At 71.5% G+C, this 12,759-nt stretch carries 9 protein-coding genes and 1 tRNA gene; 3 read left to right on the top strand and 7 right to left on the bottom strand.

Features of this window, described 5'->3' with window-relative positions; all coding sequences use genetic code 11:
* Window positions 1-157: 157 nt before the first annotated feature.
* Window positions 158-406, bottom strand: coding sequence for a DUF3073 domain-containing protein (locus tag V1J52_RS16955; protein ID WP_330140680.1), 249 nt, complete (start codon window positions 404-406; stop codon window positions 158-160).
* A 292-nt stretch (window positions 407-698) separates the two neighbouring features.
* On the bottom strand, window positions 699-1,850 hold the full coding sequence (locus V1J52_RS16950) for a Leu/Phe/Val dehydrogenase (protein WP_330140679.1): 1,152 nt from the start codon (window positions 1,848-1,850) through the stop codon (window positions 699-701).
* A gap of 246 nt (window positions 1,851-2,096) precedes the next feature.
* On the opposite strand from V1J52_RS16950, the gene V1J52_RS16945 reads away from it, so the two are divergent.
* On the top strand, window positions 2,097-2,933 hold the full coding sequence (locus V1J52_RS16945) for a DUF8083 family protein (protein ID WP_330140678.1): 837 nt from the start codon (window positions 2,097-2,099) through the stop codon (window positions 2,931-2,933).
* Window positions 2,934-3,458: 525 nt separating this feature from the next.
* Complete coding sequence (gene bldC / locus V1J52_RS16940; RefSeq protein ID WP_003949541.1) at window positions 3,459-3,665, top strand: developmental transcriptional regulator BldC; 207 nt, start codon at window positions 3,459-3,461, stop codon at window positions 3,663-3,665.
* Window positions 3,666-4,261: 596 nt separating this feature from the next.
* On the opposite strand, the gene V1J52_RS16935 is transcribed toward bldC, so the two are convergent.
* From V1J52_RS16935 to hrpA, 3 genes are all read right to left on the bottom strand, one after another.
* Window positions 4,262-4,687 carry a DUF6274 family protein gene (locus V1J52_RS16935; protein ID WP_330140677.1) on the bottom strand — a complete coding sequence of 142 codons (426 nt, stop codon included), beginning with the start codon at window positions 4,685-4,687 and terminating at the stop codon, window positions 4,262-4,264.
* A 132-nt stretch (window positions 4,688-4,819) separates the two neighbouring features.
* Window positions 4,820-4,894: transfer RNA gene (locus V1J52_RS16930), tRNA-Asp, on the bottom strand.
* A gap of 106 nt (window positions 4,895-5,000) precedes the next feature.
* Window positions 5,001-9,182: an ATP-dependent RNA helicase HrpA gene (gene hrpA / locus V1J52_RS16925; protein ID WP_330140676.1), complete on the bottom strand. Its 4,182-nt coding sequence runs from the start codon at window positions 9,180-9,182 to the stop codon at window positions 5,001-5,003.
* Between the two features lie 711 nt (window positions 9,183-9,893).
* Here hrpA and V1J52_RS16920 point away from each other — a divergent pair.
* The gene (locus tag V1J52_RS16920; RefSeq protein WP_330140675.1) at window positions 9,894-10,433 is read left to right on the top strand and encodes a DUF4760 domain-containing protein; all 540 of its coding nucleotides are present in this window, start codon (window positions 9,894-9,896) and stop codon (window positions 10,431-10,433) included.
* Between the two features lie 610 nt (window positions 10,434-11,043).
* On the opposite strand, the gene V1J52_RS16915 is transcribed toward V1J52_RS16920, so the two are convergent.
* Window positions 11,044-11,751, bottom strand: coding sequence for an HAD family hydrolase (locus V1J52_RS16915; protein ID WP_330140674.1), 708 nt, complete (start codon window positions 11,749-11,751; stop codon window positions 11,044-11,046).
* On the bottom strand, window positions 11,748-12,590 hold the full coding sequence (locus tag V1J52_RS16910; protein WP_330140673.1) for a GntR family transcriptional regulator: 843 nt from the start codon (window positions 12,588-12,590) through the stop codon (window positions 11,748-11,750). The genes V1J52_RS16915 and V1J52_RS16910 overlap by 4 nt, the downstream gene beginning before the upstream one ends.
* Window positions 12,591-12,759: the final 169 nt, after the last annotated feature.

Below are 12,759 nucleotides of genomic sequence, written 5' to 3'. Positions count from 1 at the left end.
CGCCCCCAGGGCGCGCCGCGACGGCAGCACAGAAACCCGGTCCGGGATCACCCGGACCGGGTCTGCGGTGCCTGCGTGCGTGTGCGACGGGTGCCGGACGGCTTCCGGTCGGTGGGACCGGATCGCCCGGAAGGACGCGTGCTGCGGGAGGAGCCGTTCAGGCGCGGCGTTGCCGGGACGGTTCCTCGCTGTCCTCGTCGACGTCGTCCGCGTTGTACAGCTCGGCGTACCGCGCGTACGGGTCGTCGTCCTCGTCGTCCTCGAACGGTTCCCCGTTCGGCGGCTGTTGCGCCGGCGATGCACCCAGCTCTTCGGCCAGACGCGATAGGTCCGTCCCGCCGCCGCTGTTGTACTTCAGCTGGCGGGCGACCTTCGTCTGCTTGGCCTTGGCCCGGCCGCGCCCCATGGCTCGACCCCCTCAACGACGGGGCTCGACGGCCCCAGAGTCTTGACACGCGTTCATGGTGGAGAGCGGGCCCTCCGCGGAGAGACCGGCTCTTAGGACTTTAACGGTACCTGCTTCCGCGCCCGTACGGTACGCCGTCCGCGCGACCGGGCAGGTCCCCGGCACGCCCGGTGACCTATTCTTCGCTGGTCAACGGTGATTTTACCTTCTGTACGGCGGAAGACCCGCCGAAGGGTGGTGAGGGAAATCTCCCCCGCCACCCTCCGGCGCCCCCCGGGCGGCGTGCGACGGGTCAGACGACCGCGCCGGGAAGCCGCGTACCTGCGGACATGCGCTGTTCCGCGAGGCGGTCGGCGGCCACGGCGGGCGGCACCCCGTCGGTGTCGGCGCGCCGGAAGATCTCCAGTGTCGTGTCGTGGATTTTTACCGCCTGGGCCTTCGCACGTGCGAAGTCGAAGCCGTGCAGCTCGTCCGCGACCTGGATGACGCCGCCGGCGTTCACGACGTAGTCGGGCGCGTACAGCACGCCCCGGTCGGCCAGGTCCTTCTCCACGCCCGGGTGGGCGAGCTGGTTGTTGGCCGCGCCGCAGACGACGGATGCGGTGAGCACCGGGACCGTCTCGTCGTTCAGCGCGCCGCCCAGCGCGCACGGCGCGTACACGTCCAGGCCCGGGAGGCGGACGAGGGCGTCGGTGTCCGCCACGGCGGTCACCTCCGGGTGGGCCGCGCGCACCCGGGCGACGGCCTCCTCCCGCACGTCGGTGACGACGACCCGGGCGCCGTCCTCCAGCAGGTGCTCGACGAGGTGGTGCCCGACCTTGCCGACGCCCGCGACGCCCACCGTGCGGCCCCGCAGCGTCGGCACGCCCCAGCGGTGCAGCGCGCTGGCCCGCATGCCCTGGTAGACGCCGAAGGCCGTCAGCACCGAGGAGTCGCCCGCGCCGCCGGCCTCGGGGGAGCGGCCGGTCGTCCACCGGCACTCGCGGGCGACGACGTCCATGTCCTGCACGTAGGTGCCCACGTCGCAGGCCGTCACGTACCGGCCGCCGAGGGAGGCGACGAAGCGCCCGTAGGCGAGCAGCAGTTCCTCGCTCTTGGCCTTCGCCGGGTCACCGATGATCACGGCCTTGCCGCCGCCGTGTGCCAGACCGGCCAGCGCGTTCTTGTACGACATGCCCCGGGCGAGGTTCAGCGCGTCCAGCGCGGCGGCCTCCTCCGGGAACTCGGCGTCCTCGTAGGCGTGGAACCGGGTACCGCCGAGCGCGGGGCCGAGCCGGGTGGAGTGGAGGGCGATGACCGCCTTCAGTCCACTGGCCGGGTCCTGGCAGAAGACGACCTGCTCGTGGCCGCCCGAGCCGGAGCGGAACAGCGTGCGCAGGGCCGGGGCCCCGCTGCCTGCGGGGCCGCCGTCGACGGTGACGGCGGAAGGACGTACGTCAGTCACGGTGGTGACTCCTGTAGTCGCGGTGGGCGCCCTCCTGCGGGTGGGGAGGGCCTGTGTGCAGCAGGGTACGGCCTGACGGGTGCCGACAGTAGGAGTGCCACTATCGGGGCAGCATCGGGGTACCGGGGGTACCCGAGAGCACCGGGAGGCACCCGCGGGGCGCCGGGGACGACCGGCACGTAACGGGGCGCCCGGGGCGGGCGGGACAGGAACCGCGGGCAGCCGCGGAGGAGAGGGAGGGCGCACGTGGGCGCCAAGCCGGCCGTGACGATCCCGTACGCGTCCTACCTGCGCGTGTACGAGCCGCTGGGTGCCTTCCCGGAGCCGGAACGCGGCCACTGGGCCCGCTACGCCCGCCGCGAGCACCGTCCCGGGGCGCAGGACGAGCTGCGCCGGGCGCTGGCCGGGCTGCTGCCCGTGCCGCCGGTCGCGGCCCCGGAGCGGGAGAGCGGCGACGCGTTCGTCGCGGAGCTGGACGGTGCCGTGTACGTCTGCCCCTGGCGCACCCGGCTGCGCTCCTGGCTGGCCCTCGCGGAGGCCGGGCGGGAGCTGCCCGCCCAGGTGCTGGACGCCGCGCTGCCGGACGTCGTCCGCCGCCAGGCCGAGGCCGACTACGAGCGGTGGCGGGAGCGCAACCCGGAGGCCCGGCCGTGGCTGCGCTCGGCGCTGTGGCACGTTCCGGTGCGCTGGTTCCTCCTCTTCACCGACGAGGAGCGGGACTGGCAGGAGGGACCGGACGGGCTCGTGCTGCGCTACCGCACGCCCATGGTGGAGGCCCGACGCCGCCTCGCGCGCTCGCTGCGGACGCTGCGGGACGAGATCCAGGAGGGTCCGCTCGTGGAGGGCCTGGTAGATGTGGGGCGCTGGCTGGAGGAGTTCCACCCCCGTTCCCTCGTGGAGCTGGACTACGGCGGCCTGGTCCATACCATCGCCGGGGAACAGCTCGCGGCGGACCGCTCGGCGGCGGACGCGGCCGAGGGGATCGCCGCGCTGCGGGAGGGGGACGCCGACCGCGCCGGCGAGGTCTTCGAGCGGCTCACGGACCGCTGGCGGGCCGTGCGGGACCGGCAGTTCGCGAGCTGAGCCGGGAGCCGGACCGGGAGCGGGTGCGGCCTGCGGCCGGAGAGTGACCGGGGCATGACCGCCCGTACCGGGACCTTGGTCCCGAACCGGGCTAAAGGCTCAAGCGTGACGGATGGCACGTAGACGGCGTAAAGACCCCCTTGCCCTCAAGCCCACTCCTCGTGTCAAAATAGGACAAGGAGTCCGGGAGGGTCTCCTTCCGTCCCGCTGCGGGCGGACAGTTCGGTATTGCGCTGGTTGTTCGCTCGGCTCCGCCTACGTCAGCATGTGTGACGGATCGTCATGTGGGGATGACTGCCCGTTATGGGGCGGTCTTTCGGCTTCCGTCGAGGTTGGTCGCCTGAGAGGGCAAATCCATCGGTTTGGCCGACGTGGCTGGACGGATGGTGTAGTTGTAGTGCCGAGGACAAGCCGTTCGTCCTATAACCGACTCGGCCCGCGTACGCCATATCGGGCAACGCGGGTCAAGGTGCAGAATTTAGAGGAAAGAACCGTGATGGTTCGGTTCTCCCGAGGAGGCCGCTCATGACCGCTCGCACCCCTGATGCCGAGCCGCTGCTGACCCCGGCTGAGGTCGCCACGATGTTCCGCGTCGACCCCAAGACGGTCACGCGCTGGGCAAAGGCGGGCAAGCTGACGTCGATCCGCACGCTCGGCGGGCACCGCCGCTACCGCGAGGCGGAGGTGCGCGCTCTGCTCGCGGGCATCCCGCAGCAGCGCAGCGAGGCCTGAAGCGACTGAAACACGTCAGGACAACCGCATAACGGGCACGTCGGCCGCCCCTCAGCCGCACTGCCCCGCACGTCTTCGGCAACCGCTGCCCCCCAGCGCTCGCCGTCGATCGCGTCGGACTCCGCCGGGTCCGGCGCGATTGCTTTTCCCGCCCGCCACGTCCGCCGCCGCTCCCGGCTGCCGCTCCGTGGCGGGCGTCGGCGTGTGCGCCGGGCGCCGCCTCCCCGGGTCCGCCGCCTCCGCTGGGCCCCGCCAGCCGGAACGGACGGCTCCGTTCCAGGGGGCCGGACGGCCCCCGCGGCCCGGCCTTCGGCGTCCCGCCGCAGGTCACGGGCGGGTATCCGAAGGTGCAGTGCAATTGCACATATTAAATTGAGCCCATGTAGGAACGGGATAAACTCCCGCGCTTCCGCGGTCATTTCGGTGACACCCGTCACAGCGCGCGGTTCTTGCCGCCCGCGTCCCACCTGGGGTAGTGGCACGGTGGCTGCCGGTGCGCGCCCGGTGAACCGCGTCCGCCGGCCCGCACGCTCCGGGCCCGCCCCCCTGCGACTTCCACCATCGCACCCGCGAGGCGGCGGCGGAGGCGTCTTTGGTCACTGGAGGGAGGGTCTTTGGTCCTCCGCCGCCTCCGGGGCCACGTGCCCGGCCGCGTCCGGCGCCGCAACCGTGCGGACGTCACCCGCTTCGCCGAGCGCTCGTGTACCCCGCGGCGTGGGTGCGCATGCGCCGTCCGCGCCCCCGGTCCCGTCCGCCCGGCGGACCGGCCCCTGGGCGGCCTCCTGCTCCGTCTCCCGCGCCGGCCGCTGGGCCGTCGTCTCCCGCGCCGTCGTCTCCCGCGCCGTCGTCTCCCGCGCCGTCGTCTCCTGGGCTGGCTCCTGGGCTGGCTCCTGGGCCGCGAGGAGCCGCAGGCGGTGGCACACCGGACAACGGCGCGTCGCGTGGCGGTAGCGGGTGGCGGCCGACAGGTGGGCGCGCAGCAGGGCCGCCGTCTCGTGCCGCCGGTCCGACGTCGTCGCCATGGCGTCTCCTCCCGTTGCAGCAGGCGTACTCGCGCCCCGGAAAGGCGTCAAGACGGGCGGCAGGAGGGGCGCGCGGCGGGCGGACACGACGAGGGGCCCGGATCTCGGCGATCCGGGCCCCTCGACGACGTGCGGTCCTGACGGGATTTGAACCCGCGGCCTCCACCTTGACAGGGTGGCGAGCACTCCAAACTGCTCCACAGGACCATCGCGCCCGCCCAGTTCAGCGCCGGGCGCGAGACCAGACTGTACAGCAGGCCGGGGCAGCAGTGCGAATCCGCGCTCCCCGGCCGCCGGAGCCCGCCCGCACCGGTCAGCGGCCCGCCGGGACCGCCGCGTCCACCGCCTTCACGATCCGCTTGTCGGAGACCGGGTACGCCGTCCCCAGGGCGTGCGCGAAGTAGCTGACGCGCAACTCCTCGATCATCCACCGGATCTCCCGCGCCTGCGGCGGCACCGGCCGCCCCGGGGGGAACTGCTCCAGCAGCCACGCGTACTCGTCCTGCATCTCGCGCACCTTCGCCGTCCGGCTGAGGTCGCGCTGCGCGTTCGTCGGGAGCTGCTGGAGCCTGCGGTCGACGGCCGTCAGGTAGCGCAGCAGATCCGGCAGGCGGCGGGCCCCGTGCGCGGTGACGAAACCAGGGCACACCAGCGCGGCGAGCTGGCCGCGCACGTCCGTCAGCGAGGGCAGCAGCGTGGCGCTGCGGGCCAGCTCCGGGGACTTCAGCCGCCGCTCGCACGACTGCCAGGCCACCAGCACCTCCCGGACCTGACGCACCGTCCGCAGCGTCGCCTCCACCACGTCCGCGCGCACCGCGTCGAACAGCTTGCGGAAGTTCTCCTCGTCCCACGCCGGACCGCCGTGTGCCGTGATCAGCAGGTCGGCCGCCGCGCTCACGCAGTCCTCGAACAGGCGCTGCACGTTCCCGTGCGGGGAGGCGGCCAGCGCCAGCTTCTGCTGGTTCGACAGCTTGGACTGGGCGAACTTCCCCGGGTCCGACGGCAGGTTGAGCAGGATCAGCCGCCGGGTGCCGCGCAGCATGGCCTCCTGCTGCTCCTCCTCGGTGTCGAACAGCCGGACCGAGACGGACGTGCCCTCGTCCACCAGCGCCGGGTAGGCCCGGACGGGCTGTCCGGCGCGCCGGGTCTCGAAGGTGCGCTCCAGGGTGCCGATCGTCCAGGCGGTGAGCCCCGTGCGCGGACGCGTCCCGGCGCCCCGCCCGTCCGCGCCCTCCGCGCCGCCGGACGCCGCGCCCGCCCGCTCGCCGCCGCCCGCCCCGCGCGTCCCCGCACCGGCCGCGCCCGGCCGGCCACCGCGTCCGGAGGAACGGCCCGCGGACGCCTCGAACGCCCGCGTCAGCGCCTCCTGGGCCTGCGGGCGGAACCGCAGCCGCAGCACCTCCAGCTCCTTGTCCTCAGCGTCCCCGGCTGCCCCGGCTCCCCCCGTGCCGCCCTTGGCCGCCGCCCGCACGGTGCGCCCGCGCTCGTCCACCACCCGGAAGGTGACGCGCAGATGCGCGGGCACCTTCTCCCAGGCGAAGTCCTCCGGCGCGACCGGCGCCCCCGTCATCCGGCGCAGCTCGCGCGCCAGCACGGCCGTCAGCGGCTCGGCCAGCGGCACGTCCGCCGGGGAGGGGAACAGCGCCAGGAACCGGTCCGCGTAGTCCGGCGCCGGGACGCAGTTGCGGCGGATCGGCTTGGGGAGTGAGCGGATCAGCTCCGTCACCACCTCCGCCCGCAGGCCGGGGATCTGCCAGTCGAACCCCTCGGACGTCACCTGGTTCAGCACCTGGAGCGGCACGTGCACGGTGACGCCGTCCGCGTCCGTGCCCGGCTCGAACTGGTACGTCACCTTCAGCCGCAGCCCGCCCTGCCGCCAGGTGTCCGGGTAGTCGGCCTTGGTGATCGCCCCGGCCCGCTCGTTGATGAGCATCGACTTCTCGAAGCTGAGCAGGTCCGGTTCCTCGGTGCGCTTGCGCTTCCACCAGGAGTCGAAGTGCGCTCCGGAGACGACGTGTTCGGGGATGCGCTGGTCGTAGAAGTCGTACAGCGTCTCGTCGTCGACGAGGATGTCGCGGCGCCGCGCCCGGTGCTCCAGCTCCTCGACCTCGCCGAGCAGCTTGCGGTTGTCCCGGAAGAACTGGTGGTGGGTGCGCCAGTCGCCCTCCACGAGGGCGTTGCGGATGAACAGGTCCCGGGACGTCTCCGGGTCGATCCGCCCGTAGTTGACCTTCCGCTGGGCGACGATCGGCACCCCGTACAGCGTCACCTTCTCGTAGGCCATCACCGCCGCCTGCTTCTGCTCCCAGTGCGGCTCGCTGTACGTGCGCTTCACCAGGTGCTGCGCCAGCGGCTCCACCCAGTCCGGGTCGATCCGCGCGTTGACGCGCGCCCACAGCCGGGACGTCTCCACCAGCTCCGCCGACATGATCCAGCGCGGCGGTTTCCTGAACAGCGCCGAACCGGGGAAGACGGCGAACTTCGCGGAGCGCGCCCCGAGGTAGTCGTTCTTCTCGCTGTCCTTCAGCCCGATGTGCGACAGCAGGCCCGCCAGCAGCGACTGGTGGACGGCGTCCGGCGACGCCTCCTGCTCGCCGACGTGGATGCCCAGCGACTTGGCGACCTGGCGCAGCTGCGTGTAGATGTCCTGCCACTCGCGTATGCGCAGGTAGTTGAGGAACTCGGCGCGGCACGTGCGGCGGAACGCGGAGGAGGACAGCGCCTTCTGCTGCTCGCGCAGATAGGTCCACAGGTTGAGGAAGGACAGGAAGTCGCTGTTCTCGTCGCGGAAGCGGGCGTGCTGCTGGTCGGCCTGCTGCTGCTTGTCCACCGGCCGCTCGCGCGGATCCTGGATGGACAGGGCCGCCGCGATGACCATGACCTCCCGGACGCACCCGTTGCGGTCCGCCTCCAGCACCATGCGGGCCAGCCGCGGGTCCACGGGAAGCTGCGCCAGCTTGCGGCCGGTGTCCGTCAGCCGTCCGCGCCCCTCCCGCCGGGCCTCCCCGCGCGCACCCCCGGCGGCCTCCGCGGGCTGCCCGTCCGTCTTCGACGGGGCCGTCTCCAGCGCGCCGAGCTCCTCCAGGAGCTGCACACCGGCCTTGACGCTGCGGTGGTCGGGCGGGTCGATGAACGGGAACCGGGCGATGTCACCGAGCCCGGCCGCGGTCATCTGGAGGATGACGGAGGCCAGGTTCGTCCGCAGGATCTCCGCGTCGGTGAACTCGGGGCGGGCGAGGAAGTCCTCCTCCGAGTACAGCCGTACGCAGATGCCGTCGGACGTCCGGCCGCAGCGGCCCTTGCGCTGGTTGGCGCTGGCCTGCGAGATGCGCTCGATCGGAAGCCGCTGCACCTTCGTGCGGTGGCTGTAACGGGAGATGCGGGCGGTGCCCGGGTCGATGACGTACTTGATGCCGGGCACGGTCAGCGACGTCTCCGCGACGTTCGTCGCCAGCACGACCCGGCGCCCCCCGTGCGGCTGGAACACCCGGTTCTGCTCGCCGTGCGAGAGCCGGGCGTACAGCGGCAGTACCTCGGTGGAGCGCAGTCTGCGCTTGGCCAGCGCGTCGGCGGTGTCGCGGATCTCCCGTTCGCCGGAGAGGAAGACCAGGATGTCGCCCGGCCCCTCGGCCTGGAGTTCGTCCACCGCGTCGCAGATGGCCGTGACCTGGTCCCGGTCGCCCTCGCCCTCCTCGCCGTCCTCGTCCAGCGGCCGGTAGCGCACCTCCACGGGGTACGTCCGCCCGCTCACCTCCACGATCGGGGCGTCCCCGAAGTGCCGGGAGAACCGCTCGGGGTCGATCGTCGCCGAGGTGATGATCACCTTGAGGTCGGGACGCCGGGGCAGCAGCTGCGCCAGGTAGCCCAGCAGGAAGTCGATGTTGAGGCTGCGCTCGTGGGCCTCGTCGATGATGATCGTGTCGTACTGGCGCAGCTCACGGTCCGTCTGGATCTCCGCCAGGAGGATGCCGTCCGTCATCAGCTTGACGAGCGTCGTGTCCTTCACCTGATCGGTGAACCGCACCTTCCAGCCCACCGCCTCGCCCAGCGGCGTGCCCAGCTCGTCCGCGACCCGCTGGGCCACCGTCCGCGCGGCGATGCGCCTAGGCTGCGTGTGCCCGATCAGCCCCTTGACGCCCCGGCCCAGCTCCAGGCAGATCTTCGGGATCTGGGTGGTCTTGCCGGAACCCGTCTCTCCCGCGATGATCACCACCTGGTGGTCGCGGACGGCCGCCAGGATGTCGTCCTTCTTCTGGCTGACCGGCAGCGCCGCGGGGTACGTGACGTGCGGGACGGCCGCCCGCCGGGCGGCGACGCGCGCCTCCGCCTGCTCGATCTCGGCGGCGATCTCGGCGAGCACGGCCGCCCTCGCGTCCGGCTTCCGGATGCGGCGGACGCCGTCGAGCCGGCGGCCGAGCCGCCGCTCGTCGCGCGGCATGAGTTCGGAGACCCGCTCCAGCAGGGCGGGCAGGGTGAGGTCAGGCGCAGTGGACATACGGACTCCAGCATCCCACTCCGCCGGGACGCGCCGCGACCGCATTACCGCCCGCCCGTCCGCACGCCGCCCGGGCCGCCGCCCTGCCCGGCGCCGGGGGAGGCGGGCGGGGCGGCGGGCCGGACGCGAGACGCCGTCCGCCAGAGGCGGCGGCACGCGTGGCGGCCCCGGACGGCCCGCCCTCGTCCTAGGCCACTGCGCTGTCCCAGCCGTCCCACCGCTGCGGCGGGAACCGGCGCCCGTCCGCTGCCGTCGACGTGGGCTCCCCGGACGGCCGACGGCGCCGTCTGCCGTCCGCTGTCTGCCGTCTGCCGTCCGCTGTCTGCCGTCTGCCGTCTGCCGTCTGCCGTCTGCCGTCTGCCGTCTGCCGTCTGCCGTCTGCCGTCCGCCGTCCGCCGTCCGCCGTCCGCCGTCCGCCGTCCGCCGTCCGCAAGGCAACGATTACAACGGCCGCGAGAAATGGGCGTCTCCGCATAGGCCGTACCCCGCGCACCGTCGAGCGGACCTTCACCGTCCCGGAACGCGGACGCGTACCGGCCTTCCTGCGCGTCAGTCCGCACGCAGCGCCGGCCCGATGCACGCGCTCCTCGCGGTGATGCAGGAACGTTCTTGCTCGGCGGGGGATAGATCGGGAATTCCCCTAGGGGCCTAGGCGGGCGAGTGCGGGAAGTGCCATACTGCCCAGCACTGCATGAGCCTTGAGGGGGGACTATGCATAACGCGGCAACTCTGGCCGTCTCGCTGCTCGCCTTAGCCGTTTCCGCGGTAACCGCCTGGCGGCAGTTCCGCCATACGAGGACGGCGAAAGCATTCAGTGCCGTCCTTGAGGTGTATCTGCGCGACGTGCGGAACAAGGAGTACCAGCGTGACCAGGACTACGTCGTCGACCGCCTTGTCGTCGAGCACTCGCCTGGCGGAGGTATCGCGGGCTTGCCCGAGCAGGCCAGACACGCTGTGTGGAACGTCGCTTTCCTGTACGAGAGCATAGGGATGATGTACGCGCTCGAAGCGTTGGATCGCCGCATCGCACTAGGTGTGTTCAACTACCGTACCGTGCAAGTGTGGGGGGTGCTGGAGCCCTTCGTGTTGAAGGAGCGGGAGAGGAGAGAGGGGCCGTTCCTGCATTACTTCCAGCGTCTGTACGATGACGCAATCGCGGTGGACGTAGAAGAACTCTACCGGAAATCAGGGCCGAGAATCCGTGGAAGAAGAGTGCCTTGGATTTCACGCCTCCGGCTGGGGCGGAGCTGAAACCGGCTCGGGGGCTGCTCACCCGCCCCGCCGGCGTACGGGCTGACGCGGGAGCGGCGCCTGGGAAGCACCAGGAGGGGCAGGCCCGGGGAGGGGCGACTGGCACGAGGAAGGGCTCGTCCTCCCATCGCGGATCGGACGCCGTTCGTGCCGGACAGCCTTCGGCGCGGCTGGGGGCCGGTTCGGCGCACATCCGGACTGGCGCACCGGTTCCATGATCAGCGGCACACGTGCGCCACGCTCCCGCTCACTCCGGGAGTGCCGCTGCCACGTCGTGAGGGAGGCCGTCAGGCACCGCCGCCACGGGGTGGCGACGCAGGTCCGCGCCAGGCGTCGCTGGACGGGAAGCGGCGGGCCCGGGACGAGCTGACCGGGGAGCCTTCCCGCCCCGCTGGCGTCAGGCTGTGTGATGGCACCGGAACGCACGAAGGCCCGGACGACATGATCGTCCGGGCCTCTTCGCTGGTCAGCGAGAGTGGCTGGGGCCGGGGTCGAACCGGCGACCTTCCGCTTTTCAGGCGCCTCACGCCCTGCCGTGATGTCGAAGTCACCACTGCTGTGGGGTGTCCCTGACATCGGTTGTGCGCCGCTGTTGATGTCAGGGTTGATGTCAGTCGCCAGGGGGCCCGGGGCTGGTGAGGGCTGAAGCCACGGACTCCATGTGATCGATGATGACCACAGCTCCGGCCGCCGTCAGGGACTCGCGCTTGCCTTTTTTGTTGGCGTAGCCGATGGTCGGAATGCCAGCGGCGGTCGCCGCCTCAACATCCCGGACGGCATCCCCGACGAACATGCACTCGGGCCGCTTCGCGTCGGCGTCTGCCATCGCTGCTATGAGGAGACGAGGGCTCGGTTTCATCGACTGCGGCACGCCCGGCACCCGGCCGACGACGGACGCGAAAAGCCCGCGCAGGCCGTGCGCATCGAGGTAGGCCGCAATGGCCGCTGTGCTGTTGTTGCTCACCGCGTGGACGGCTCGGCCTGACGCGGCGCAGGCCATCAACGCTGCTTCCGCGCCAGGAGTGGGCCGTGCGGACTGGGCGGCCTCGACTTCCAACTGAGTCAGCACTTCATCCGCCAGTGCGGTGAGTTCGGGAGCCTCTTCGGCAATTCTTCGGAGAAAGGCGAGAGGGTCCGACTCCTGCGCCCAAGCATCCGGAACGGGGCCTCTCGCGCGGCGCAAATCACCTAGTAGTAGCTGGGCCACGGCTGGTGCCGGCAGTCCGGCGAAGATGGAGCAAACCGGGCCGTCGAAGTCCAACAGAACATGCCTGACGGGCGCCAAAGCCGTAACCAGGTCGCGGCGGTCGCCCGTCATGACGCACGCTCGTAGGCGATGGTGCTCCACACGCTGTCGAACCATTCCTGCGCCTGCCGGACGTACTGCGAGCCTGTCGAGTCCTCATCCGGCCCGGCGGAGTGGTGGAACAACGTGGTGTCTTTGCCCCTGACGTCGAAGAACGTACGGTCCTCCCCGTCGAACTGGAGCGTCCGTTCACGGAGCGGGTAAAAGCCGAAGAACGCTTCGGCCCGGTTGAGGATGTACAGCTTGAAGAGGGCGGGCCCCCGGTAGACCCGGGCTTCCACGCTCGCGGACTCGACAAGGCCCAGTTCCGCCAGAACTCCCACCGAATGCATGATGCCTTCGGTGTTCGTTACTGCGATCTTGCGGGCCCGCTCCCGCAGGACCGGATCGTCACGCAACCCTTCCGTCAAGACGGGCGTTGCCATCGGTGCGTCCGTCTCGGGGAGCAAGAGCCGCACCCTGACGGATGTCGGCGTGAGCCTGCCGGAGCGGATCTTGTCCAGGGGCTCTTGGAGCGCGTTGTGCAGCGTCTCGCTGGAAAAGCCCGCGAAGTCGATAGTCACGTCCGGCTGAGCGAACGACGCCTCGATGTGGGGCCGCAGCCCCACCGGCCGCTCGGTGCGCTGACGCACGAACGAGCCGCTGCCCCGGCGCGTGACGATCAGCCCTTCGTCGCGCAGCAGGCCGATGGCCTTGTCCACCGTGGCACGCGCCACGCCGTAGTGCTTGGCCAGATCGGGGCCTGATGGGAGCTGATCTCCCGGTTGGAACTTGCGCGTGAGGATCGCGGCGCGCAAGGCGCTGGTGACCTGCTGAAACGGCGGGCGGGGGTCATCCGGGTCAAGGCTCATACCACCATGCTAGGCGACCCATCCAAGCTAGGCATGATGGACAACCGGTTGACCTGCCTAGGCAGGATGGCTACGTTGGTCACATCGCAAGGCCGCAAGGCGGAGCGACATCGAGGGGCCTTCTTTGTGCTGCTCGGTGAGCGCCCGGACGGCCCCGTGAAACGGGTCG

The sequence above is a fragment of the Streptomyces solitudinis genome (assembly GCF_036323765.1).
GTDB lineage: Bacteria > Actinomycetota > Actinomycetes > Streptomycetales > Streptomycetaceae > Streptomyces.
This window is presented reverse-complemented; position numbering and strand designations above follow the sequence as displayed.

Coding starts and splice junctions, on each gene's coding strand:
- V1J52_RS16920 (WP_330140675.1), top strand. CDS start 9,894: ATGCATAACGCGGCAACTCTGGCCGTCTCGCTGCTCGCCTTAGCCGTT.
- V1J52_RS16955 (WP_330140680.1), bottom strand. CDS start 406: ATGGGGCGCGGCCGGGCCAAGGCCAAGCAGACGAAGGTCGCCCGCCAG.
- V1J52_RS16935 (WP_330140677.1), bottom strand. CDS start 4,687: ATGGCGACGACGTCGGACCGGCGGCACGAGACGGCGGCCCTGCTGCGC.
- V1J52_RS16915 (WP_330140674.1), bottom strand. CDS start 11,751: ATGACGGGCGACCGCCGCGACCTGGTTACGGCTTTGGCGCCCGTCAGG.
- V1J52_RS16910 (WP_330140673.1), bottom strand. CDS start 12,590: ATGAGCCTTGACCCGGATGACCCCCGCCCGCCGTTTCAGCAGGTCACC.
- bldC (WP_003949541.1), top strand. CDS start 3,459: ATGACCGCTCGCACCCCTGATGCCGAGCCGCTGCTGACCCCGGCTGAG.
- hrpA (WP_330140676.1), bottom strand. CDS start 9,182: ATGTCCACTGCGCCTGACCTCACCCTGCCCGCCCTGCTGGAGCGGGTC.